This is a genomic window from Pseudomonas sp. FW300-N2F2, from assembly GCF_017351655.1.
Taxonomy (GTDB): Bacteria; Pseudomonadota; Gammaproteobacteria; order Pseudomonadales; family Pseudomonadaceae; genus Aquipseudomonas; species Aquipseudomonas fluorescens_AA.
Genome location: NZ_JACNDQ010000002.1, coordinates 823,356 through 848,588, shown reverse-complemented (window position 1 = coordinate 848,588; position 25,233 = coordinate 823,356). Strand labels below are relative to the sequence as shown.

The 25,233-nt window shown below is 58.4% G+C and carries 13 protein-coding genes; 4 read left to right on the top strand and 9 right to left on the bottom strand.

All coding sequences use genetic code 11. From position 1 onward, the window contains the following. Positions 1 to 22: 22 nt before the first annotated feature. On the bottom strand, positions 23 to 1,414 hold the full coding sequence (locus tag J4E63_RS18455) for a four-carbon acid sugar kinase family protein (protein ID WP_207282901.1): 1,392 nt from the start codon (positions 1,412 to 1,414) through the stop codon (positions 23 to 25). Positions 1,415 to 1,417: 3 nt separating this feature from the next. Further along, positions 1,418 to 2,695, bottom strand: coding sequence for a ribulose-bisphosphate carboxylase large subunit family protein (locus tag J4E63_RS18450; RefSeq protein ID WP_207282900.1), 1,278 nt, complete (start codon positions 2,693 to 2,695; stop codon positions 1,418 to 1,420). Positions 2,696 to 2,887: 192 nt separating this feature from the next. Between J4E63_RS18450 and J4E63_RS18445 the strand changes: the two genes are divergently transcribed. Beyond that, on the top strand, positions 2,888 to 3,766 hold the full coding sequence (locus J4E63_RS18445; RefSeq protein WP_207282899.1) for a LysR substrate-binding domain-containing protein: 879 nt from the start codon (positions 2,888 to 2,890) through the stop codon (positions 3,764 to 3,766). A gap of 59 nt (positions 3,767 to 3,825) precedes the next feature. On the opposite strand, the gene J4E63_RS18440 is transcribed toward J4E63_RS18445, so the two are convergent. Beyond that, on the bottom strand, positions 3,826 to 4,593 hold the full coding sequence (locus tag J4E63_RS18440; RefSeq protein WP_060741615.1) for an SDR family NAD(P)-dependent oxidoreductase: 768 nt from the start codon (positions 4,591 to 4,593) through the stop codon (positions 3,826 to 3,828). Between the two features lie 454 nt (positions 4,594 to 5,047). Between J4E63_RS18440 and J4E63_RS18435 the strand changes: the two genes are divergently transcribed. Continuing rightward, positions 5,048 to 7,075, top strand: coding sequence for a hypothetical protein (locus J4E63_RS18435; RefSeq protein ID WP_207282898.1), 2,028 nt, complete (start codon positions 5,048 to 5,050; stop codon positions 7,073 to 7,075). 100 nt (positions 7,076 to 7,175) lie between these two features. Here J4E63_RS18435 and J4E63_RS18430 read toward each other — a convergent pair whose 3' ends face one another. After that, positions 7,176 to 7,910: an ABC transporter substrate-binding protein gene (locus J4E63_RS18430; protein WP_207282897.1), complete on the bottom strand. Its 735-nt coding sequence runs from the start codon at positions 7,908 to 7,910 to the stop codon at positions 7,176 to 7,178. Positions 7,911 to 8,194: 284 nt separating this feature from the next. Here J4E63_RS18430 and J4E63_RS18425 point away from each other — a divergent pair, with 284 nt between their 5' ends. Together J4E63_RS18425 and J4E63_RS18420 are read left to right on the top strand one after the other, a co-directional pair. After that, positions 8,195 to 8,428: a hypothetical protein gene (locus J4E63_RS18425; RefSeq protein ID WP_207282896.1), complete on the top strand. Its 234-nt coding sequence runs from the start codon at positions 8,195 to 8,197 to the stop codon at positions 8,426 to 8,428. A gap of 220 nt (positions 8,429 to 8,648) precedes the next feature. Continuing rightward, positions 8,649 to 9,602, top strand: coding sequence for an alpha/beta fold hydrolase (locus J4E63_RS18420; protein WP_207282895.1), 954 nt, complete (start codon positions 8,649 to 8,651; stop codon positions 9,600 to 9,602). Positions 9,603 to 9,790: 188 nt separating this feature from the next. On the opposite strand, the gene J4E63_RS18415 is transcribed toward J4E63_RS18420, so the two are convergent. From J4E63_RS18415 to J4E63_RS18395, 5 genes are all read right to left on the bottom strand, one after another. Further along, entirely contained in the window at positions 9,791 to 10,183 is a 393-nt protein-coding gene (locus tag J4E63_RS18415; RefSeq protein WP_207282894.1) for a GFA family protein, read from the bottom strand. Positions 10,184 to 10,358: 175 nt separating this feature from the next. Further along, positions 10,359 to 20,699 carry a putative Ig domain-containing protein gene (locus J4E63_RS18410; RefSeq protein WP_207282893.1) on the bottom strand — a complete coding sequence of 3,447 codons (10,341 nt, stop codon included), beginning with the start codon at positions 20,697 to 20,699 and terminating at the stop codon, positions 10,359 to 10,361. A gap of 411 nt (positions 20,700 to 21,110) precedes the next feature. Beyond that, positions 21,111 to 21,494, bottom strand: coding sequence for a hypothetical protein (locus J4E63_RS18405; protein WP_207282892.1), 384 nt, complete (start codon positions 21,492 to 21,494; stop codon positions 21,111 to 21,113). A gap of 36 nt (positions 21,495 to 21,530) precedes the next feature. Then, positions 21,531 to 22,955 (bottom strand): HlyD family type I secretion periplasmic adaptor subunit, encoded by a 1,425-nt coding sequence (locus J4E63_RS18400; protein WP_207282891.1) that lies wholly within the window; start codon positions 22,953 to 22,955, stop codon positions 21,531 to 21,533. 5 nt (positions 22,956 to 22,960) lie between these two features. Continuing rightward, positions 22,961 to 25,105: a type I secretion system permease/ATPase gene (locus J4E63_RS18395; RefSeq protein WP_207282890.1), complete on the bottom strand. Its 2,145-nt coding sequence runs from the start codon at positions 25,103 to 25,105 to the stop codon at positions 22,961 to 22,963. Between the last annotated feature and the right edge of the window lie 128 nt (positions 25,106 to 25,233).

Below are 25,233 nucleotides of genomic sequence, written 5' to 3'. Positions count from 1 at the left end.
TGTTCCTGTCCTGGAACGGAAGTTAGCTCCTACCTGTGAGCGCTTTTACGAAGTAGTCCTGGTCACCCATCTGCCCGCCTTTCAAGGCGATTTCCAGGTTGTCCAAGTACGGTTTGTTTGAGCGCACCTGGCAGAGGGGCGCACCGGGAGAGAGATCGGATTTGATGACCAATGCATCAGGGGCGAGAATCTTGGTGATCTGACTTGACGTATCACCACCGGATATAACCAGTCTTTCGAGCGGATACGTCTTAAGAATGTCCAGAACGATGTAGCCCATTTCGACAGCCAATTGCTTACCGCCGCGGATTTTTGCCTCGTCACGAAGCAGTCCTTTGGCGGTCATCGCTTCGATCATCTGCTCGATTCTCGGGTCGTCCGGACCTTTTGCCGTGTGGATCAGCACGGAGCGTCCGCTTTTGAGGTGCGCCACTGCCGTCGCCACTACATCCTGAACCCGCCCTCCTTTATGTGATTCTGCGAGAATCGCTGCCGCATCCACCGCCAGCTCGACAAACCCACTCGCGATAGCGGTATCGATTTGAGCGCGACTTAACGGGGATGCACTTCCAGAAATGACCAACACTTGTCTGGTGGGCTGCAGCGCAGTGACCTGAGTTTGGTAGGCATTTATCAGCCCCACCGAATGCCAGTACTGCGTCAATCCATATTCGACACCTGAAGAGCCAACCACGAACAACGGCGCCGAGCTGCTAGAGATCTCCGTGAGTGCTTTCCCTGCAAGGGTCATATGTGCATTGGTGGTGCCGTCGATCAGAACCGAGTCATGGCTCAGAGAAGCTTGGCTGACCAAGAAACTCAGGTCGACAGTTTGGTCAAGCTGAAGGATGTCAATTTTGGCAATCGATAAATTCTTTTGCTGGCCGATATGGACACTCAGATCCGCTTCTCCCATAGGCGTGATGGGGTGGGCCCGCATGACGGGATGGCGGTCGATCCGGTGTACACAGTGGTCGGTCTTGGACAGCGCAAACAAATTGCCAAACACGCAGTAACGACCCAGGGCCGGGTTCCCCGCGACGATTGGCACGCCTTTTACCCCAAAGGCGCGTGATGCGAGCTCAATGACATGGCCAATGTTGCCCACGTCGGGAGCGCTGTCGAACGTGGAGCAAACTTTGTAATGCACAAGGTCGGGGGACAGGCGCTTGATTGCTTCAAATAGGTCTGGAAGCACCTCATCCATTTCAGCATTGGATAACGCGCGACTATCGCCAGCGATGCCAATAGCGTCGAAACCACCCAGCTCCTCTAACAACTCGGGCGACGGTGGCGCCAAAAACAGTGCGCATCTCAGGCCGGCTGCGGTAAGGACTTCCAGAGCATCGGTCGAGCCGGTGAAGTCGTCACCGTAAAACACCAGACGAAGCCTAGGCGTATTGGCTGACTGCATGATTTATACGCCTCCAAACTTTGCCAAGGCGGCGGTTAGTGCTGGCCGGCCCTCTGCATACTGTTGCAAGGGTATGCCTTGAGTCGCCGCTTCCCATCCTTCGCGCATACTCTGAATGCCGGCACCGATACCTAGGGGATGGCCGATAATTCCACCGCCCGCCAGATGCATGAGGTCCACCGACTGCAGCTTTTCGAAAAGCGTTGGCGCTTGGGCAGCCCATTGGCCGGAAGAGAAAACCGGCAGGATTGGTTGGACGCCCGAAAACGGGGTCAGGCAGCTCAGTGCCGAGGCAATGACTGAGTCATCCGGTTCCCAGAATTTGCTTTGAATGCCATTGACGTGCAGATGATCGATGCCAGCCAGGCGCCAGATTTTCTGATAGACCTCAAACGAAAAGCCCAACTGTGGATTGCGGGTAAAGGCCCCCCAGCCGTTGCGATGGCCATGAATGGGTAGTTGGGAATGCTTACGGATGTGCTCGACCCCCGAATGCCCAACCCAGTTCAGGCAGAGCATGACGCAGGTACCCCCCGACTCCAGCACGGCGTCGTGGCGGCGAAGCATTTCATCAATGCTCCCAGAAATATTAATCGCGTACATCGGCATCCTGCCGAGGCGATCTGCATGCTTGTGAAGTACAGGCATGACAGCATTCAGCCTCGCATCGAAGGATGCATAGGTCGGGTCGATCAGGAGTTCATCATCTTTGAGGAACTCAATACCACCCGCGCACAGCTCATCGGCCACGGTAGCGGTCTGCTCGGGTGTCAGGCCGATGCTGGGTTTAATGATGGTGCCAATGATTGGACGGTCATGAACGCCGCACAGTTTGCGAGTCCCTTCAATACCGAACTGTGGGCCCAAGAAGCCAGCGGCAAATGTTGCCGGAAGATCGACATCGAGCACTCTTAAACCGCTGACTTCACCTATCTCGAATAGATTGCCGGCAATGGTGGTCAACAGTGCAGGAAGATTCGGACCAATATTGGCCGTTGGAAAAGCGATTTCAACTTCGCCGCGATAATATGTCGCCGAAGGATTGTGCCTGGCCAGGTATTCGCTATGTAACGAAGCACGGGTGACCGCTGGAAGAGACTTGACGGACACTACACGTGCCCGTGAACGCTCTTTCAACTCTGCAGATTCGCCGGGCAAGGCAATAAATGTACCGCTGGATTGCTCGCCAGCGATGACCTCGCCGACCCGTTCAATCGGGTAACTGCTCTCTACGAAGAAACGGGCCGTAAACTCTTCGCGCCCGGCTGTTTGATCGACCATAGATAATCACCTTGGCTTTACTTTTTTTATATTCAATGGCCACTTTTGCAGGGGTGGCCCTCACTTCGAATATACATTGACCCTGCGAACGGGCTAACGATATGATTTCCCGCTAAGTTGAGAAAAACTCACATTAGGTTTCTGGTTCGACCAGCGTTCTGGTCGCCATGGCCTGCTCATGAGGTGCAGCACATGTCATCCCCTCCGCGACCGTCTCTCAATGCACTCAGAGCTTTCGAAATGGTTGCGAGGAAAGGCACCTTCGGCGAAGCCGCTGATGCCCTTTCCGTGACTCACGGTGCTATCAGCCGACACATTCGGACGCTTGAGGATGTGCTGGGGGTCGTCTTGCTCACGCGTAATGCGCATGGCACCAAACTGACTCCCGAAGGCGCACGCCTTGCCGCCGGCCTGGGCCGCGCATTCAACTTGATCCAGCAAAGTATTGACGAAGTGCGCCCTCAACCTCTGGAGCTGTCATGTTCGGCGTCCATCATGATGCATTGGTTGCTACCAAGGCTTGCCGGGTTGCACAGCAACTTTCCGACGATGGAACTGGGCTTGAGAACCGGACACGGTCCAATCGACTTTGCTCAAGATGGCGTCAGCGTGGCGATACGCTTGGAGAGCATTGCCCCACCTCCCGGCATCGCGCCGATCCCGTTGGCCAATGAATGGATTGGGGCTATATGCTCGCCTGATTATCTCGAGGCTTCAGGTGTGCAGCAAATTAGCGACCTGAGTGGAAAAAAGCTGCTGGCTACCAAGACTCGCCCGCATGCTTGGAAAGAATGGTATTCAGCTTTGCAGATGACCATGCCCGATTCCCTTGAATTGGAGTACTTCGAGCATTTCTATCTGCTTATTCAAGCGGCTAAGGTCGGCTTGGGATTTGCCTGTGTGCCGCGGATGCTGGTGCAAGCGGAACTGGAGAGCGGCGCGTTGGTAGCCCCGTTTGGCTGTGTTGAAGGGCCGGAAAAATTGGTGCTATGGATCTCGCCCAACGCCAGAGCGCGGGCCGACACAGCGGACCTGGTGAAGTGGATCATAGAAGAAATGGCGGCCGAATGATCAGCCGCACAGGGAGTGCCTGGTCAGTACGCGCGCCCTTCTGTTCGTGTCAGTGCTACTCAGATATCGCCGGCGCCCCACGCAAGGAAGCCACCATCCACGGGTAAGACAATTCCATTTACGTAAGCTGAAACGTCAGAGGCCAGATAACTGACTGCTCCGGCGATTTCACGCGTGGTGCCATAACGTTTCGCTGGGATGGCGTTGCTGTAAGCCTTACGGAACTCATCGCTGTGCAGTTCTTTGGTCATCGGCGTATCGACCGGTCCAGGGGCGATGGCATTTGCGGTAATTCCGTATTCGCTCAGCTCGACGGCCATCTGCCTTGTCAGCGCGATCACAGCACCTTTTGATGTGCCATAGGCCGTCCGGCCTTTGCCTACTGCGCGCATCCCTGCAACGGAGGCAATGTTGATGATCCGGCCGAATTCGTGCTTACGCATGATGCGTGCCGCCAGCTGACAGCACAAGAACGTGCCCGTGACATTGATCAGCATTGTCCGGTTGAAGACATCGGCATCAAATTCCAGGAAAGGCATGGTCTTGGCGATGCCTGCAGAATTGACCAGCACATCGCAGCGCCCAAACTTGGCCTCAATCCATTCGAACGCAGCGGACACAGAGGCAGGTGTACCGACATCGATCTGGAAGGCATCGGCGCAGAAACCTTGGTCACGCAGGTGTTGCGCGAAACGTTCGGCCTCGGTGGTATTGATGTCGCAAATGATTACATGATGGCCATCGCTCGCCAGCGCACTTGCCGCTTCCGCTCCAATACCCATAGCGCCGCCGGTAATTACGGCGACTTTCTTATTTGCAAGCGTCATCGAGAATTCCTCTTTTATTATCGTTGCCAAACCCAGTCGGTCAGTGGAAATCCTAAGAAGGCGCTGTCAATCCAGCAATCGATAAAAATTCGCGCGGCTGTCACAAAAACTCACTGACCGCGGTTCTGGCCTCAGTACCGCAGCACATAGGTAACGCATCAGGATTAATTAGCCGCAGGAACTTGCTCCCCTAAGCATTCATGCGCCGCGTGTGCGCAGCCCGGACAGCACTTGGGACAAGCCCACGGTGGCTATACCTACGCACGCACCCACACCATCAAGGATGCCGCCAACCCACAGAACGTAAACAAGCAGTTCGACACCAACATTCAATGACTCCCGGTTCACTCGCCAAGTACAAATACCGGGCTAGACTTCATAGCACTGTCACGTCACTGCACGTATAAGCGCATCACTCAAACACGACGTTGCCTTGCAGATAGGGATATCTCTCATGTTCAATCTCGACGATTCCGAGCATACGAAACGTGCCATCGCCCCTGCATTTGCCGCTGTTCCACCCACCAATGGCGGCATCGAAAGTACCGGCGTGGCGGTTGTCTGGCAGAACATTCTGCAAAGTGACGTGCTCCAGATGCTCTCGGACATCAATCCTCCGCTGACCGGCTCCTTCATCGATTACCGCTACTGGGCAAACGGCATCCTTCGTTGGGCGCTGAGCCAGCAGGATGATGACGGCAACCCGCTTTACGCGTTCGCGATCCCGTCGTGGGAAACGGGCTCTGACGACAATGGCAATCCCGTCGTCGGGGCGTTTCTGTTCCCGGTGGGCACCCAGGTTACCCTGCTCCAGCCCAGCGACGACGAACTCAACGCCGCGTTGGCGAGCGCCTACGGCAATCAGCCGCCCCTCACGCTGACTTCGAACCAGACCGGCGATCCTGACGAGCGGCGTTGGGCCGCTGCCGCCCATGCCTATGCCCTGACGCAAAGCGACGCCAACGGTAACGCCTACGTAGCCGGCATCCCCAGCTGGGAGATGGCGGTCGAGAGTGGGCAGAACTACCGAGGCGTCTACGTCTTCAGCAACACCCCCGGCATCCAGGTCCTCAAGGCGGGTCGTGCGGCACTGATGGATCAGATCCTGGCGGGCATTCTCGAACCCTTGGACAGTGCGAACCTGATGGACTCGAACATGAGTGTTCTCGCTGTCGCGGCCAACCGTTGGGCCATGCGCTACGGTGGTGTGTGCGGCGCGGGCACCTTTGGCTATTGCTCCGCCAGGTACGACGTGGAAAGCGATTGGTACACCATTTTTACTCACGACGTCGTCATCTGCTTCGCGCCACAACAGCCAACCATGGACTTGCTGCAATCCATCGTCGATCAACCCGCCGTGGCCTGGCCTGATTTCAACAATGCCTACTCGGCGCTGTGCGTCACACTCGGCAACATCATCAATGGCGCGAATTCCAACGATCCACTCGATCCACGTGGGCTTGCGACGTCCCCGGACTGGTCCCCGAACACCGTCACCACCGAGCTCGCCACTTGGTTGCAGTTCGACGCCAGTGGCAACTACAGTTTTTCTCCCACCGCCCCCGCTGCGCCGACGGGTGTGGCCGCCAATGACTGGCTCCAGATCATCTATACGGTCTGGCAGGAAATGAGCGCTGTCGAACAACTTCAATCGCTCTACACCTACACCCAAGGCACCCTGAATACCGCCCAGAGCACGGCCAATACCCTGATAAGCGGCGCTATCGCCAACATGCAGGCCAAGACCGACGACAGCACGCTGCTGGACTTCGTCCAACTGCTCAAGGATCTCGGTTACTCGCTGGTGTGGTTTTTCCCCGAAGCCGTCGCTCCCTGGGCCAATCTTGCGGTGGTTGCCGTGACCGATGTCATCCGCGTAATCACCAGCAGCCTCGACGGAACGTCCAGCTCGATCACCATCGGCCAGTACTGGGAGCAGGTCGCCGATTCCTTCGAAGCGAGCAACACGAGCCTAAGCAACTTCTACACGACCATCGTCAGCGACCACGGGCGCCTGATGAACTTCTACCACTACGCCGACAACGGCAACCTGCCGATACCCACTGGCAACAACGGCGGCTCCTCGACCTCCGACGGCGACAGCGCCACCGCTACCGCCATGGCCAACGGGCTGATGTTGCAGGCCTACCAGAACCTGATGCCGCTCTTCTGGGCAATCGCCTGGGCCTGCCCCGACCCGCTCAGCGGCAGTGGATATGATGCTTACTCGACACTCACCATTCCCAGAGCACCCGAGGGCACCTATGTCGAGGGGACGTATTACGAGTTCGCGATCATCTGGAGCGACAGCAATATCGTCAAAAGCTATCCAACGACAGCGATGATGACGGACCTCACCGGCACGCTGAACGTCAACCTGATGGACATCATGGCCCGGACCGATCCCTGGCTCGGTGTTGCCAGTTGGTTTGGCTGGTTCCTTGGCAATCAGGTCAACTTGCAAGGCCCCTATACGCGCTGATCCGTCATCGCGGGCTCAGTTGCGACTGCGGTGGCTGAGTGGATCGCGGAGCGGTTTTCTACACCGCGTCGTCAGGGGGCATTGCGCCGGCTCCGCTCTTCTATTGCTCATACCGCCGCTGAATCCGCTCCAGCTCCCCTGATCGCCGCAACTGCTCCAAAGCCTTGGTCCATGCCGCGACCACTTCGTCTTCAGAGTCCAAGCTAAAAGCGATATACAACGACGAACGATATAGCTCGATAGGAATTTTCCGCAGCGTGCCCGGCGCGATGTTCAACTGGCGGCTGTAGTAGGCCACGCCCGCATCGGTGTCGCCGATGATGATGTCGGTGCGTCCGGCAAGCAGCATGCGATAGAGCAGCTTGCTTTCGGTGGCACTTTTGTCCAGGTTGTTAAAGCCCAGCGACAACAGCATCGTCGGCACCAGGCCGGCATGTCGCGTGGTGATCTGCGGGGCGTGCAGCAGTTGTTCCAGGGAGTTCACCGGCGGCGCCTTGGCCAGTTGATAGGGGTGGATGGACTCTTCCACGATTGGCCCGACCCATTTGTACAACGACTCGCGTTGCGGCGTGCGAAACAGGGAGTACATGATGGTCTTGGGGCGGTGATTGAGTATTTGGGTGGCACGCATGCTGGGTTGCAGCAACACCTCGAAGTCATCTCCGGTCAGCGCCATGATGGCCCGGACGATCTCGGTGGTCATGCCGGTGAGCCGGTTGTTTTCCAGATAGTTGTACGGTGCCCATTCTTCGGTGACGATCTGATACTGCTCGGCCCTGACAACCGTGCAGAGCAAGAGACAAAGCAGCGCTGCAACCGATATCGAATGTCTCACGCGTACTCCTTGTGGACCGTTCGGTGTTCGTGCATGGGTGGGCCTGATTCAAGAGGGCAAGGTAAGCATAGACCTAAACACTTGCCTGACAGTTGACGCAGTCCACATTCCGACCCTTAGCAACCTCTGGACCTTGGTGTAGGATCAGCGCGAACCGGGTACGCGGCGCTCCCCTTGCGCCCTCCTCCCTGCGACCCAGCCCGCATGAATCCTATCGATCCCCTGTCGTTTCAACGCATCATCACCGCCCATGATGGGCCCCCCCTTCTTATGAGAATCGCCCCATGAAAGTCTGTGATCAATGCAGGTCCGTCATTCTTGACGAAAATGCTGCTTGCCCGCGCTGCGCCGAAAAAATGAGGCTCTCGGAAGAGGCTCTCTTCCCTGCGTCCCAGCCGTCGAAAGGGTTGAAAATCCTTAAATGGGTGTTTATCAGCATTGTGGTTGCGGTGCTGGCGGCCGTAGCGGTGGTCGTGTGGATCTTTAATTCGTTGGGGCCGATGCCCTCTTTTGGTTGAGGGCGACTTCAGGGCGCTTGAACAGTCGTTGTGGCGAGGGAGCAAGCGCCCTCGCCACCACTGATCACGGCAACCGAAGCGAAACGCAGCTATCCGATTTTCCTATAGTTGTTATCGATGCCCACGCCGTTCTCGTCACCGGCCTCTCTCTTTAATCTGCCCACCAACGCGATCGATGACGATCGCCGCAGATCAAACGACCCTAATGGAGAGAGACACGATGAACACCTTCAACCGTACCCTGGCTGTCGCAACCCTGGCATTGGCCACCCTCAGCGCCGAGGCCGCATCGTCGGTCCAGGCCGCTGCAAGCGTGTCTGCGGTCGGCAGCGTGATCCAGTCCGCCAGCTACATCACCACCAAGGATGGCGTTCAACTGTATTACAAGGACTGGGGCCCGCGTGATGGCCAGGTCGTGACCTTCAGCCACGGTTGGCCGCTGGACTCCGACAGTTGGGAAGGCCAGATGATGTTCCTCGCCTCGAAAGGCTATCGGGTGATTGCTCACGACCGTCGCGGCCATGGTCGCTCCAGTCAGCCCTGGGAAGGCAACGACATGGACCACTACGCCGACGACCTGGCGGCGGTGATTGAAGCGCTGGACCTCAAGAACGTGACGCTGGTGGGCTTCTCGACGGGGGGTGGTGAAGTGGCGCGTTACATCGGTCGCCATGGTACCGGTCGGGTGAAGAAAGCCGTGCTGGTTTCTTCGGTGCCACCGTTGATGCTCAAGACAGACACCAACCCCGGCGGCTTGCCTATCGAGGTGTTCGACGGCCTGCGCAAGGCGTCCCTGGAAAACCGTTCGCGGCTGTACCTGGACATCGCCTCGGGCCCGTTCTACGGCTACAACCGCAAGGGTGCCAAACCATCCCAGGGGCTGATCCAATCGTTCTGGATGCAGGGCATGCAGGGTGGCAGCAAGAATACCTATGACTCGATTGCGGCGTTCTCGGCGACAGACTTCCGCGGCGATTTGAAGAAGTTCGACGTGCCGACCCTGGTCATCCATGGCGATGACGATCAGATCGTGCCCATCGACGCTGCAGGCCGGGCCTCGGCGGCGCTGATCAAAGGCGCCCGACTGATCGTCTACCCTGGCGCACCGCACGGCTTGACCGAGACGCACAAGGACCGACTGAACCAGGATCTGCTGACATTCCTCAAGGAATAAAACCTGGATCCGTTGTGAGGGGCCTGCTCGCGAAAGCGGCGGGCCAGCTTGCATGGGTGTTGAATGAACTGCCGTCATCGCGAGCAAGCTCGCTCCCACAGGGGTCAGTTGTGAACCCGGAAATGGCGTACACCCAAGATCAACTGTGGGAGCGAGCTTGCTCGCGATGACGGTAGAACACGTTGCATCTATTCCTCAGACCGCCCCGTACCCTCACGATCATGCGCATAGCATCGGGTAAGCGGAAACGCCGGCAACCAGGATTCACGGCGCACGGTCCAGCTTTCGTAGGTGGGCATCAGTTGATTGGGCGCATCCAGGGTGCCCAGGTGCACTTCGATTTCGTCGCCAGAGCGGGCAAACAGTGACGAGCCACAGCGAGGGCAGAAAAATCGCCCGGCGTAGTCCCGGGTTTCACCCTCGATCGTCACCGCCTCCTGAGGAAACACCGCAGCCGCGTAGAACAATGCCCCGTGATGCTTGCGGCAGTCCAGGCAATGACAGAGGCCGACGCGATACGGGCGCCCTGAGGCTTCAAGTCGAACGTTGCCGCAAAGGCAACCGCCGGCGAATCGGTCCATGGTGTACCTCCTCTACCCTCATGTGGTTGGAATGTTGACGACGAACGCCAGCACACGTCATGAAAATCACCTCCGCTATCGGCTGTAGACTTTACAGCGTCGAAAAAATTGTTTTGGGTATCGATGCGCAGCGCCAATGTGACTGCCGCGCCCTAAGGCGCGGCAGCTTGGAGCATTATTGCCAGTTGCTGGCAATCACAGCGTTCAATGAGGCCTGGTAGTTCTGTGGCAATGAAGTCTCGCCCGGTGCCGGTGGCGCGAAAGCGGCCATGGCGCCTACCAGTTGATCGACCTGGTTTTCCAACAGGACTTTGCCATCGGCGGTACGGAACTGTTCGATGTGCTGGGCCTTCTCCCAACTGCCCGGTCCCCAGAAAGACCAATTGGAGATCGTGACTTTATCGGCGGTGCCAATGACACTCACCTCCAAGTCGTAGCCTTTCTTGCTGAACCAGAGTTGATCGGCGGAAATACCGGCACCGAACTGCAACACATCGGTATTGGCGTCCGTGTCGAAATCATCGATATCATCCTGGCCACCCCCAAGTTCGAATTGATAAAGATCATTACCGCGATCACCGTTCAACTGATCATTGCCGGCCCCACCCACCAGGGTGTCGGCGCCGATGTCACCGTACAGCCGATCATCACCGGCCCCACCCAGCAAGGTGTCGGCGCCTTCGCCACCGCTCAGTTCATCGGCCCCATTGCCACCCGACAGCGTGTCGTTACCACCCAAGCCGTAAAGCTTGTCATCACCGTCAAGGCCACTTAACGAGTCAGCCAGCGCATCCTCGCCAAACAGTGCATCGCTGCCAGAGGTGGCTGTGCCCCGGGTCATGTTCTTGATGGTGTCGGCATTCCAGAGGGTTCCGTCGTCGAACTGGATCTGCTCGATCCGATACGCGCTGTTGGAGAACCAGCTGGAAGAGGTCAGCTTGTCGGTGGTTCCTGCAATGCCCAAAAAGAGGTTGCTGGTGTCGCGACTGAGCTGGATATCGGACGGTTTGAGGCCTGCCCCTACCCTGATCGTGTCCAGGTTACCCACCGAAGTGTCGTAGTCACTTATCGAGTCCTGCCCGGCCCCGCGGTAGAACTGATAGGTATCGTTACCGGCCTCCCCATAAAGGGAGTCGTTGCCGGCGCCACCGTCGAGCGTGTCCATGCCCGCGCCCCCAAACAGTTTGTCGTTGCCGGAGCCGCCATTCAGTGTGTCATTGCCCGACAGTCCGTAGAGCGAATCATCACCACCCAGCCCATTGATGACATCAGCGCTGGCGTCGTCGCCCTGCAGGACATCATTGCCCTCACTGGCCACGCCCTTGGACAGGGTCATCAGAGTGGCGGCATCCCAGAGCGTGCCGTCGGCGAACTGAACCTGTTCAACCTGCGAGTCCGTGGAAAGGAACCACTCGTTGACGGTCAGCTTGTCGGTGGTACCGAGGATCGTCAGTTCCAGGTTGTAGCCCACGCGCGCAACCTTGATGTCGCCCGGGCCGATTCCTTGGGCCAACTTGATCACGTCAAGGTTGCCCCTGGTCCAGTCGCGATCGGAAATCACGTCCTGGCCACCACCCCGCTGGAAGAGATAGGTGTCATTGCCGGAACCGCCGTACAGCGAGTCATTGCCCGCCCCACCATCCAACGTATCGAGCCCCATCCCACCTTCAAGCGTGTCTTGGCCCGCACCGCCGTTGAGCACATCGTCGCCGGCCAGGCCTGACAACCTGTCATTACCGTCAAGCCCGTCCAACCGATCATTGGCTTCGTCGCCGTACAACGTATCGGCTCCGTTGGTGGCGGCCTCTACCGACAAGCGCTTGAGATCACTGACGGACCAGACGGTGCCGTCTACAAATTCGACGCGCTCAACCTGGTAGTTGGTGTCGGTGTAGCTGTAGATGGTCATCCGGTCAGTGGTGTTCTTGATGGCGAGGTAAACATCGCTGCCCTCGCGCTTGACGATGACATCGCCGGGGTTGATGTCGGCGGCGACCTTGATCGTATCGCTGTTTCCAGTGGTCGAATCGAACTCCTGGACAGTGTCCTGACCCATGCCCCTGTAGAACAGATAGGTATCGTTGCCTGCGCCCCCCGACAATTGATCGTTACCGATACCGCCATCGAAACGGTCATTGCCGCTATCGCCGTTCAGATAATCGTTACCCGCGCCACCGTTGAGGATGTCATTGCCCTCACCCCCTCCCAGCGTGTCGTTACCGGCACCGCCTTCCAGTCTGTCGTCACCGGCCTCACCGTAGACCTTGTCGTCGCCCTCGAGCCCGTCGAGTACATCGGCTCCGATGTCACCGAACAAGGTATCGGCAGCGCTGCTGGCGACGCCTTTGGTCATTTGCTTGAGGGCATCGATCCCCCAGACCGTTCCATCGGCGAATTCGACGCGCTCCACGATGTAGTTCGAACTATTGAAGAAGGTGATCGACAATTTATCGGTCGTACCTTTGATCGCGAGCGTGAGGTAAGTCTGGTCCCGGCTGACGATCACATCTGCCGGGGCAATATCAGCCGCGACCTGGATGGTGTCGACGTTGCCGACCGTCCAGTCAAAATCGGTGACGCTGTCCTGACCCATGCCTCGGTAGAACCGATAGGTGTCATTACCAAAATCACCACGCAGATTGTCATTACCGGCACCACCGTCCAAGGTGTCGTTGCCGTCGCCACCGTAGAGCCAGTCGGCGCCATCACCGCCGTTCAGCACATCGTTACCCTCTCGACCGTAAATCGAGTCGTTACCGCCCAGCCCGTTGATGACGTTGCCCAGGGCATCGCCGTTCAGGTTATCGGCACCCTGGGTTCCGTTGGTGACGGCTTGGGCATTGACCACGATATCGAACACGTCACTTGCCACGGCGGCAGACAGGTCCACGGCTGAAACCTTGACCGAAACGGTTCCGGTCTGCGTGGGCGTGCCGCTGAAGGTTCGAGTGGCCGCATCGAATACCAGCCATGCAGGAAGTGCCGAACCATTGGCCAACGTCGCCTGGTAGCTCAACCGGTCCCCGGCATCGATATCGGCGAACGCATTGGCCGGCAGCACGTAGCTGAGCGCCTGGCCACTCTGGATACTCAGGTCGGCGACCGGACTGACAAGTTGCGGAGCATCGTTCGCGTTGGCAACGGTCAGGTTGAAAACGTCCGACGTGGTGGCGCCAGCCTTGTCGGTGGCCGTCACCTTGATCGCTTGCAAACCTACATCGTTGTTGGTCGGCACACCCGAGAACGTCCGGGTGAGCGGGTCGAACGTCAACCAACTCGGCAGCGCGCCGCCACTGGCAGTGGTCGCAACCAGGCTCAGGGCATCCCCCGCATCGATATCGCTGAAACTGTCTGTCGCCACCGTGAAGCTGAACCGGGTGTCTTCGCCCGCCACCTGGTCGGCGAGGCCGAGATTGACGGTCGGCGCGTTGTTGACGTTCTGCACGTCGATTTCGAACGTATCGGAAACCGTCGCGCCAGCCTTGTCGGTCGCCTGGACACGAATGGCCAGTTTGCCAACGTTCGCATTGCCCGGCGTACCACTGAACGTCCGGCTCGCGGCGTCATAAGACAACCAGCCGGGAAGCGCCTGGCCATCGGCCGATTGCGCGGTGATGCTCAGCGTATCCGCCACATCCACATCGGCGAAGGTGCTTGCCGGCAACGCGAACGTCAAAGCCGCACCCTCGACCACGGATTGGTCGGCAATAGCCTTGACCAGGACCGGTGCATCGTTGGTATTGCTGACCTGGACTTCAAAGTTATCGCTGACGGACAACCCCGCCTTGTCGGTGGCCGTGACCCGGATCGACACATTACCCACCGCGTCATTATCGGGCGTACCGCTGAACGTGCGAGTCGTGGCGTCAAAGCTCAACCAGGCAGGCAATGGCTTGCCGTCGGCAAGGGTCGCGTTCAGTTTGAGAGCATCGCCCGTGTCCGCATCGACAAAGGCATTGGCCGCGAGCGTCAGGACAAAAGCGCTGTCCTCGGCGGACTTCTGGTCGGCAATCGCTGTCGATACGGTTGGCGCCCGATTGGCCTGGGTCGACAGCGTCGCGGTATTCCAGACCGTTCCGTTGGCGAACTCGATACGCTCGACACTGTGACCGCGAGCGGCCGTCCAGCCGGAGATGATTTGCTGGCCGTCATTCAGGCGCAGCACCATGCCCTGGGCCGAATGGTCGACAGCGACATCGCTTTCCTTGATCCCCGCTTCGAACACGATGGTGTCAATGCCGCCAGCCGCGTCCAGGTCTTCACTGATGTGATCCTGGCCATGGCCGACGCCGAATACGTAGCGGTCGTCGCCCCTGCCGCCTTGCAGGAAGTCATTGCCCGCAGCCCCATACAAGCGGTTATTGCGCTCGTTGCCGATCAGTTCGTTCCCCAGCTCATTACCGCTGGCATTCAGGGCCGGACCGGACAAGGTCAAAGCCTCGACATTGGCCGCCAAGGTGTAGTCGAGGGTGGAAATAACCTTGTCATTGCCGCCATTGATGTCCTCCACAACGGCGTCCCCGGCGTTATCCACGAAGTACGTGTCGTTCCCCAGGCCGCCGATCATCCGGTCTGCGCCCTGGGCGCCGTCGAGACGGTTATCGGCGACGTTGCCACGCAGAATATTGTTGGCCGCGTTGCCCGTGGCATTGATCGCCGCGGTACCGGTCAGACTCAGGTTTTCCAGGTGGTTGGCGAGCGTAAAAGAGACCGATGAATTGACGGTATCGGTGCCCGCGCCTTCGGATTCGACGATCCGGTCGGAACCGTCATCCACTCCATAGGTATCGTCGCCCAGGCCGCCAATCATCACGTCGGAGCCGCCGGTGCCATCCAGTACGTTGTTTGCACTATTACCCACCAAACGGTTGGAGAGTTCGTTACCGGTACCATTGATGGCGGCGCTGCCCTGCAATTGCAAAGCCTCGACCTCACTGGCCAGGACATGGCTGACACTGGACTTGACCACGTCATAGCCACCGCCTACGACTTCCTTGATGACATCCCCCGCGTTATCGACGATGTAGGTGTCGTCCCCCATCCGCCCTTCAAGGACATCGGCACCGGCGCCACCGTCGAGCGTGTTGCCCCCGGCGTCGCCAATCAACAGATCATTCGCGCCGGTACCGCTCAGCAGCACCTTGGGAGAGGTCACGGCCTGGCCGAAAATGAAGCTGGCCGCGGAGAGCTGGCTGGCAGTCACGCCTTTAAGCGTGAGGTACTGAGTACCGCTGGCCATCGTGCCCAGCCAGACCCTGAGATACTGCTCACCATCGACCGTCACGGTGCTGAAGTTCAATTCAGCAAAGCTGTGTACCGCGCGAATCTGCGAAAGATCGATCTTCTCGTTGGGATTGGCCACTTCGAAGTCATCGATCAGGTTGCCCATGATCCCCTGCGAGGCGCTGGCCAGCAGGTCTTCGACCAGCACAAAACGATCATTACCGGCACCGCCCGCGACGGAGGCGCCAGTGTGCGTCGCGGCGCCGCTCAGGTTGATGTTCGGTGACAGCACAGTGGTGAATGCATGGTCCTCGATGGCCTGGTCACCTTCGAGATAGAGGACATCGTTGCCGGCGTCACCGCCCAGGTAATCCAGTCCGACATCGCCACGCAATACATCGTCGCCAGCGCCGCCACGGATGACATCGTAGCCTTCGCCTCCACTGATCACGTCATTGCCACCCACGGTCGAGGCCGTCGAGGACTCGCCAACCAGTACATCGTCACCCTGGCCACCCACGATCGTATCGGCACCGGTGCCGCCAAACACGCGCTCGCCACCATCGTGGGCCCAATACAGGAAGCCACCGGTCACATCCGGCAAATTGCGCTCGGTATTGGCACCGCTGAGCCCGAAACCGTAACCGGAAGCCCCCTCCAACTGACTCAGGCGCACACCTTCCGGGATGTGAACGAAGTTCTTTAGCGTCAGGCCTTCGGACTGAACGTTCTTGAGCAGCAGAACTTGCCCATCCGCCAGGCTCAACCGAGTATCGGCGCCTTGCTGGGTAATGGTCGCCGTCGTATAGACCTCGTCATCAAAGCCGGACAGAACGATTCGGTCAGTACCGATCACAAAATCAGTGACGGTGTCGATGTCGCCCGCGGCCTTGTCGATCACGAAGTAATCGGTGTCAGCACCGCCCGTCAAGGTGTCGTTGCCCTTGCCACCGATAAGCGTATCGACACCGACACCCCCCGACAGCACATCATCACCGCGGCCACCGGAGAGGTGGTTGTCCGCGGCGTTGCCGATCAGCGTGTCGGCAAACTCCCCCCCGATCAGGTGCTCGATCTGCGCGGCATTGGTAATCGCCAAGCGAGCACCGGCCAGGGTGGCCTCGCCTTTGGACAAATCGATCACGCTGGCACTGGAGATTGCCGCCGCGTTGATTGTGTCCTGGCCACCGTCGGTGTCGTTAAGCGCATTGCGCCCGCCCGAAGCGGCCAGTTGGGCGTATTCGTTGGTGTACACATATTGGTCATCAACAGTGTCGCCCTTGCCATAGACATTCAGGCTCCAGCTGTTGAGCGTCCCGGTATCGCCAGTCACGCTGTCGATTACCTGCAACGTCCAGCTCCCTTGCACCGCTTCGCCACGCAGCAGGGCCGTGCCAAAGACATAATTCAAGGTGCTCTGACCGTTGAAGTCGGCATTGCCACGATCAGTCGCCGCGCTGCCCGGGGCTTTGCCCGGACGATTCATCAGGATGGATTCGGTGCCCGACGGTGAGATCAGCTTGAGAATCAGGTCCCCCGGCCGCGCATGGCTCAGGCTGACCTTGACCTCGACATGCTCGGCCAAAATATCGACCGCTCCCATCGTCAGCGAATGGCTGATGCCGGCACCCTGTCCGTCGGTAATCGCGCGGTTGAGCGCGCCGGATTCCAGCGGGCTCGTCAGGCGGAACTCATTACTCAATGTCTGCCGGGTGTTCCAGGTTTCCGCCAAACGCACGGCGGCCCGGGCATCGACTTCGCCATAACCGTAGTCGTGGCTGACGTGCATGCCGCCGCCGTTCCAGTTCTGGCTACCGTTGGTCTGCCACGACGTCGTGGGGTCGTTCACCTTGCGCGCCGAAATCGCCAGGATCTGCTGCACATCGCGATAACCCAGCTCTGGATTGGCTTCCAGCATCAAGGCCACGATGCCGGAGACAATGGGGGCCGCGAAACTGGTGCCTTGGGAAACGCTGGTGTCGCCACCGAACGTGGACCCATTGTCGTTCTGTACCAAGCGTGAGGTCGACGTGACGTTCGAGCCCGGCGCGCTGACCAGGATGCTGGCGCCAGGGCTGGAAAATGGCTTGCCGCCCAGCTGCAACGCCCCCAGGTCGGTGGTGGCGTTGATCGCGCCGACCACGATGCTGCTGCGGGTATTGGTAACGTTCGAGTAGTTGGTGTTGCCGCCCTTCTCTCGATCGTTGCCACCGGCCGTGACGATCACTGTCCCCAACCCGTTGCGGCCTTCGTCGATGGCCTGGTAATAGGCCGTCGGCAATGTCCCCAGCTCGGAGGGGCTGAACTTCAGGTCGAAGTGAAAGTTGCTGCCCCAGCTGTGGTTCACCACATCGTACTCATACATGTGGGACATGTTGCTGAAGTCGTCTTTATTGACCCAGTAACCGGCCACCGTGGCGTCGTAGGCGACGCCGACACTGCCCTCGCCATTGCGAGCGGCGACCATCACCCCGGCGACCAGGGTCGCGTGGTCGCTGAACTTGCCACCGCTGCCCTCACCCGCCATCTGCCCCGGCGTGGCATTGGCCAGCCAGTTCTGGTCGATGTTGTCCTTGAGGTCGGCGTGGCGGTAATCGAGGATCTCCTTGGTGGTGCCGAACGGACTGTTGGTCTCGATCTCGGCGATCCTGACACCTTTACCGGTGTAGTCCTTCCAGACCGGCAGGATATTGGCCTGGGACAGGTACCACTGATCGGTCACCAGCGGATCGTCGGGCAGGTCCGAAGTCTTCAGATAGACCGCGGCACGCATCGTCGCGCTTTCGCCGGTGCCCATGTTGACGATCGTGCTGGCCTCGTTGCCCTTGGCATCGGCGACGGTGTACTTGAAGCCCATGATGCCGGTGAAGGTGGCATCCGGCGTGAACAGGACGTCACCGGCCTGGGTCACGACGGCCGTTCCGCCCACCACATCGAACAAGCCGGTGATGTGCAGCGCGTCATGCTGCCAATCGATGTCGTTCTGCAGCAGTTGTTCCTTGCCGATCAAGTGCGCGCTGGTGCGCTCGAACGCCACACCGTTCTTGTCCTTGCCCAGGATATCCTTGACCAGCAGCGCATTCTCCATGCCCTCGCTGGTGGCGGTCGGGATCTCGACCAGCTTCAGGTTCTTGAAGTTGGCTTTCTCGACGTTCTGCAGGAAATCCGTACCATCGCGGCCCGCCACGGTATCGCTGATCCAGACACCTTCAGCGGTTCGGGTAATGCGGTAATCGCTGAAATCACCGGACAATTCGATGACGTCTACACCGTCGCCGCCACTGATCGTATCGTCACCCTCGCCGCCGATCAGAACATCATCGCCGGCGCCGCCACTCAGGTTATCGTCATCCAGACCGCCATCGATCAGATCGTTGCCTTCCCCGCCCATGACCTGATCTCGCCCGCGGTGCCCGCGCAGGACATCATTCCCGGCACCGCCGTTGATGAAGTCATCGCCATCCTCGCCGGATAAGGCATCGTTGGCCGACCCACCCACCAGGACATCATCACCGTCACCACCGCGCATATAGACCGTGCTGTGTCCGCCAGCGATAAAAACATCATTACCCCGGCCGCCCTGCGCGATCTCGATTTCAGCTTCAGTCAGATTGAGAGTGACACCTCGGTCGCCAATCACCTGAACAATATCGGTACCGGCACCGCCGTGGATATTGATCGCCAGATCATCGGCGTCGATCAACAGCACGTCGTCCCCGGCACCCGCCTGGAAGGTATCACTGCCTTGCCCGCCGGCCAGCCAGTTACTTCCGGCATCGCCAAGCAGGACGTCGCGCCCCACGCCACCACTGGCATTGCTGACGCCTTTTTGTGCGACATCAATGGTTTCCCCTGACGTAGAGGAAGAAGCATAGGCGCTGACCGGGGCTACCTCGCCCCCACCCTGAGTCGAAACGACAGTGCCATTGCCACTGGCGCTGAAAGTATGACCGTTGGGGTTGGCCAGGAAATTGGCCGCAATCGCTTCCTTACTGATGCCGTTTTGCACAAACGTGCCACGGGCCAACACTTCGTTGCCATCGCGTACTTCGCCGTTTTGCACGGTGTTGGCGAGATTGATGCTGGTGATGCCAAGCTCGCTCAAGGAGCGAACTTCGCTGGCCTCCCCGGCATCGACGGTATTGTTGCCGTTGCTATCTACCCAGCTTTTACCGTCATGATTCGCGTCGACCCACACCTTGACGTTGGACCAGGCGTCATCCCGATTATCGAAAAGATTGTCGCCATTGCTGTCGAGGCTTTTCAGCGCGGCAAAACCATTGGCAAAAGGCTTCTCTCCCGTGTTTCCACCGGTGCCCGCCGCCCCACCGAAGTATTCGGAAAGGGTTTCACTGATATTGTCGATCTTGCCATTGTTGTTGCGATCAACGACGACGATGCCGTCCTGCGCACTGACCCAGCCGGTTTCCTCAAGGCTGCCGCCATCATTATCGACGTCGAAAAGCACCGGGTTGCTCAGATAGTCAGTCAACCGAACGCCATCACCATTGAGATCGAGCACCAGCGGGTCAGTCGGAAGCGTCAGGCGTGCCTGGGCATTACCGGAGTTGAGCCATGCGCCTGCCTGCCCTGAGTTACTGCCGAATGAAATTCCGTTGCTAGCACCACGCAGGCTGAAATCGAACACCTCCTTGACGGTGTTCACGTTACCCGGCCGGTAACCATCGGCGAGAATCTGCGTCGCAGCAGCAGTAAAGGTGTTGTTGACCCAACTGCCCTGCATCTGGTTGACGTTCAGTTTGTTCGGATCATAAGTGATCGCCCAACCACCACCGCTGCGGACCAATCCATCCGCCACTTGCGCGGCGCTTTGCTCGTGGTCTGTTGCGCCTTTTTCTACAACCGCGCCAGCATTATTGATGTTGAGCTGAAAGAAGTTATCGCTGACGGCCGGAATGGAAACGACGCCCACATATTTTTTTATTTGCTCGGCGTTCTCAAGATAAACTTCCCCGCCACTGACACCGCCACCTGGCTTCGGCGCATATTGAGCGCCCGGGGATTCTGCAGCAAACTTATCCGCTCGTTCGGTCGCCCATTCCTTCCCGTTGTTGTAATAGGTGATCAGAACGGCATCTTGGGTATCTTGGTCATAGGAGCTCCACGCAGACGAGGCCCGGGAGGAATAAAAGGCCTGGCCTTCCTGCAACATCAGCGCCGCGAATTTCAGGCTCAAGACATTGTCTTGGTCCGAAAGGTCGTTGACCAGCAGTTTGTAGTCCTGATCATAACTCTTGATTCCCAACGGATCCGTGTCAGGATTGTGCTGCATGTATGTCTTAAGCAGGTCGATAGCCGTCAATATTTTGATATTGCCGGGCCCCACATCATTCAGCACGGGGTTGTCCAGCTTAATACTGATTTTATCCATCAGGCCTGCACTGACAACATCCTTCAGAATCTGCTGATTGGACTTCGTGGCTTCATAATTTTTCTGAAGCTCATCATGACTGTATCGACTAACCAATCCCGTTTGAACCTGATCGACCAACCCAACAGATTCGTACTCTTCGCCAATGGCACCCAATATCCCTTGAGCCGTGACGTCTGGAGCGCCCAGTGCCGCGGCCACTTCCTTAGCCTTTTCAGAGTTACTCTTTATATAGTCAAACGTAGATTTGCTAAACGGCATCGCTCAATTCCCTATGATTAACGTATAAGACCCGCATTTTAGAAATACTTATCACGACCCGTCCCAGAAAAAAAAGATAGACCCAAGAAACACACCGTGAGCAGCTATCGAGGCTATTGACACCCAAAGCCCAAGCACTTCCAGATAATCTTTTCTTAGCAGCACCCCGAGTAAAAAAAGAACTCCACCCATCCAGCCGAGCTGGGCAAATGCCAGCGCATCTATAACAAGAATCACTGGCGTCCATCTGTCTCCGCCAGTCGCATAGATCCAGTAGAAAAAACAATAAAAGGACAGTGGAACGCTACACAACCCGACAATAAGGTACGACGCACGGGCAAGCTTTAGCTTCATTGCCAAGAGCATGACCAAAATCAAACTCACGTACACAACACCCGCGTCTAAACTTCGAAAAAAAACCTTAAGCTCATCCATTAGAACCCCCTGCCCATCTGTGAATTGCAACAACGCTTAGCGTTCCCGCAAACTCTCACTCGCATACTGCTGCAACGGACTCAGGAAATAATCAATCACCTTCCGGCGATCCGTCTTCACTTCCACCGTGACCGACATCCCGGGGGACAACGGCACTTTTTTTCCGTGGACAAGAATGGAGTCCTGCAACAAACGAATGCGACTGCTGTAGATCAAGCCACGCTTTTCGTCTTCGATCGCATCATTGGAAACGCTGACTATCTCGCCCTCGACCGTGCCGAACTTGGTGAAGGTAAAGGTTTCGACTTTCACCGTGGCAGATTGGCCCTGGCGGACAAAACCGACGTCCTTGTTCTCCAGCATGGCCTCGACTTCCATCGGCTGGTCATTGGGCACGATGACCATCAGCGGCTGGGCCGCCGTCACCACACCGCCCACGGTATGAATCGCCAGTTGCTGTACGGTGCCATCGACTGGCGCGGTGAGGCTCATCAGGTGATCACGTTGTTCGGCCTTCTTGAGTTCTTGTACCAGCGCCGCCGCTTTCTGCTCCGATTGCTGCTGCAAATCGAGCATTGCTCGGCGTGTCTGGGCGAGGATGCCCTGGCGTCGACGCTCGGCTTCCTTGCGGCTGGCATTGAGCTCGATCACTCGCGCTTGCTGCACGGCCATGTCCCGCTCCTGGTCCAGCAGGGCCTGCTGTTTTTCAAGGTAGGCGTGGCGAGGCACGTATTGCTGATCGAGCAGCTCTCGATAGTCTTGTGCCAAGCGGCGGGTGATCGGCAGGGTCTGTTGCAGCGAGGCGACCATCGCCTTGGCCGATTGGATTTCCGCCGTGCGCTGCTCGACTTCCGCATCGACCTGGTCCAGGGAACTGCGCAGTTCCAGGTATTGCCCTTGGAGCCAGCGTTGTGCGGCCGTCACTTGTCGGGGATCGGCCTGAAGCAGGTACGTGGCAAGGGAGCCGGGTTCCTTGCCACTTTGAATCGCCTCAAGTAACGCCGTGGCCCTGGCGCTGTCGACCTCGGCCGCCAGCAAGTCACTCTTGAAGCGATTGACGTCAGCGCCGGTGGCACTGGTGTCCAATTCCACCAGAACATCCCCGGCCTTGACCCATTGCCCATCGTAGACCCGGATGGCTTTCACCACCGCCACTTCACTCGGTTGAATGGTCTTGCTCTTGCCGCTCGCCACGACCTTGCCACGGGCGGTGGCAACCACTTCGATTTCACCGACACAGGCCCACAACAGCGCCAGCGCGGCGAAGCCCATGATGGTCCATTGGATGTAACGTGGTGCCGGGTGAGCAGGTTGATCCTGCAAGGCCAGCGCGGCCGGCAGGAACTGCACTTCATGGGCAAGCCGATTGGGCGTGTCCAACTGTTTACGATGGCGCCAGGCGTGGCGCCAGGCAGTCCGATAGCGTCGCAACAACTCGCGTGTCGCTGAGGGTTCGCTCATGCCAACTATCCTTGTTGCAAACGGTGCAAGCGTGAATAGTGTCCCGCTTGATGGGCCAGGAGCTCGTGGTGAGTGCCCTGTTCGACGATCTGTCCGCGATCCATGACGACAATCCGGTTGGCATCGCGCACCGCCGAAAGCCGGTGGGCGATGATGATCACCGTTCGCCCTTTGCAAATGGTCTGCATGTTCTGCTGGATGATCCGCTCCGACTCGTAGTCCAGCGCACTGGTTGCCTCATCGAAAATCAGGATTCGCGGGTTGCCGATCAGGGCTCGGGCAATCGCCACACGCTGACGTTGTCCGCCAGACAACGAAGCGCCGTGCTCACCGACCACCGTGTCGTAACCTTCGGGCAACTCCAGAATGAAGTCATGTGCCCCGGCCATTTTCGCCGCTTGCATGACCGCCTCCAGGGGCGCTCCGGGATCGGTCAAGGCGATGTTCTCGCGGATGCTGCGGGCGAACAGCATGTTGTCTTGCAGCACTACGCCGATCTGCCGGCGCAGTGAAGAAACGTCGGCCAGCGCCAGGTCCATGCCATCCACCAGCACGCGGCCGCGCTCCGGGACGAAGAGTCGCTGCAGCAGGCGGGTCAGCGTGCTTTTGCCGGAGCCGGAACGTCCGACGATGCCGATCACCTCTCCGGCGCCTATTTCCAGGCTTACGCTGCGCAGCACCTCGGAGCCATCGGGACGATAACGGAAATGCACCTGGTCGAATTCGATCCGGCCCTTCAATGCAGGCAACGCACTGCGGGTCGCCTGGGACATCTCGGTCCGCGTGTTGAGGATATCCCCCAGGCGCTGCACCGAAACACCGGTCTGCTGGAAATTGGTCCACAGTTGAGCCAGGCGCATGATCGGTTGCGCCACCCGGCCCGCGAGCATGTTGAAGGCGATCAATTGGCCCACCGACAGTTGCCCGTCGATCACCAGCCGGGCGCCGAGCCACAGTGTCGCAACAGTCACCAGCTTGCCGATCAGAGAGACGCTTTCATTGGCGATGGTCGACAAGGTCTGGGTCTTGAAACCGGCACTGACGTAGGCCGCCAGTTGGTTGTCCCATTTGCGGGTGATCTGGGGTTCGACCGCCATGGATTTCAACGTGTCGATGCCATTGACCGTCTCCACCAGAAAGGCCTGGTTCTCGGCACCACGGGCAAAGCTTTCGTTCAAGCGGGCACGGAGCACCGGCGTGATGAGCAGGGAAACCACGACGTACAGCGGCAGCGACAGCAACACCACCAGCGTCAACCAGCCGCTGTAGAAAAACATCACGGCGATGAACACCACCGAAAACAGCACATCCAGCACCAACGTAATCGTGTTGCCGGTAAGGAAGCTGCGAATATTTTCAAGCTCGCGAACCCGAGCGACGGAGTCCCCGACCCGCCGTGCCTGGAAATAGGACAGCGGCAGCGTCACCAGATGCCGGAATAGCCTGGAGCCTAATTCAACATCGATGCGACTGGCCGTATGAGCGAACACATAACTGCGTAGCCCGCTCAAGACCGTTTCGAACAGCATGATGCCCAGCAGACCGATGGCAATCACATCCAGTGTGGTAAGCCCGCGGTGGACCAGCACCTTGTCCATGACAACCTGGAAAAAAAGCGGGGTCAATAACGCGAATATCTGCAGGACAAAAGAAACCAGTAGCACTTCACCCAGCAGTTTTCGGTACTTGACGATGGCGGGGATAAACCAGGTGAAGTCAAACTTGGACAGCTCGCCCGCCAAGGACGCCTGGGACCGTATGAGAATCAACTCACCGCCCCAGCGCGCCTGAAGCTGTTCGGCGCTGATCATCTCGGGGCGCTCGGATCGGGGGTCGTGGATCAGGATTTTTTCCTGGTCCACACGGGCAATGATGAAAAACCCGCCGTCGCTGGCACAGGCTATCGCCGGCAAGGGCGTTTGCCCGAGTCGTTCGAACGTGGTGCGGATGGCCTTGGCCTTGAGGTCCAGCTGACGCGTGGCCAGCAATATTTCGGCTTTGCCGAACCGCTGCCCTTCAGCCACGTATTCGTGGGTGAGCTGCTCGACAGAAACGGCAACGTTGTGAAAACGTGCCAACATGGCCAGACAGGCCAGCCCTGTCTCCAACCCAGCCGCCGACGGCCCAGGGGGGGTACTGTGTTCTTGCATAAACGCTTCCATGCGGAAAATTCATTAACGAGCCCCATGACTTCCCATGGGTGGGGCACGGTGTTCCGCTTGGCGCCAAGGCCCGAGTCAAGAACGATATCAAAACAACATTATTCGATTTTCCCGCC

Coding starts and splice junctions, on each gene's coding strand:
- J4E63_RS18450 (WP_207282900.1), bottom strand. CDS start 2,695: ATGGTCGATCAAACAGCCGGGCGCGAAGAGTTTACGGCCCGTTTCTTC.
- J4E63_RS18420 (WP_207282895.1), top strand. CDS start 8,649: ATGAACACCTTCAACCGTACCCTGGCTGTCGCAACCCTGGCATTGGCC.
- J4E63_RS18440 (WP_060741615.1), bottom strand. CDS start 4,593: ATGACGCTTGCAAATAAGAAAGTCGCCGTAATTACCGGCGGCGCTATG.
- J4E63_RS18435 (WP_207282898.1), top strand. CDS start 5,048: ATGTTCAATCTCGACGATTCCGAGCATACGAAACGTGCCATCGCCCCT.
- J4E63_RS18410 (WP_207282893.1), bottom strand. CDS start 20,699: ATGCAGCACAATCCTGACACGGATCCGTTGGGAATCAAGAGTTATGAT.
- J4E63_RS18405 (WP_207282892.1), bottom strand. CDS start 21,494: ATGGATGAGCTTAAGGTTTTTTTTCGAAGTTTAGACGCGGGTGTTGTG.
- J4E63_RS18395 (WP_207282890.1), bottom strand. CDS start 25,105: ATGCAAGAACACAGTACCCCCCCTGGGCCGTCGGCGGCTGGGTTGGAG.
- J4E63_RS18445 (WP_207282899.1), top strand. CDS start 2,888: ATGTCATCCCCTCCGCGACCGTCTCTCAATGCACTCAGAGCTTTCGAA.
- J4E63_RS18400 (WP_207282891.1), bottom strand. CDS start 22,955: ATGAGCGAACCCTCAGCGACACGCGAGTTGTTGCGACGCTATCGGACT.
- J4E63_RS18455 (WP_207282901.1), bottom strand. CDS start 1,414: ATGCAGTCAGCCAATACGCCTAGGCTTCGTCTGGTGTTTTACGGTGAC.
- J4E63_RS18415 (WP_207282894.1), bottom strand. CDS start 10,183: ATGGACCGATTCGCCGGCGGTTGCCTTTGCGGCAACGTTCGACTTGAA.
- J4E63_RS18425 (WP_207282896.1), top strand. CDS start 8,195: ATGAAAGTCTGTGATCAATGCAGGTCCGTCATTCTTGACGAAAATGCT.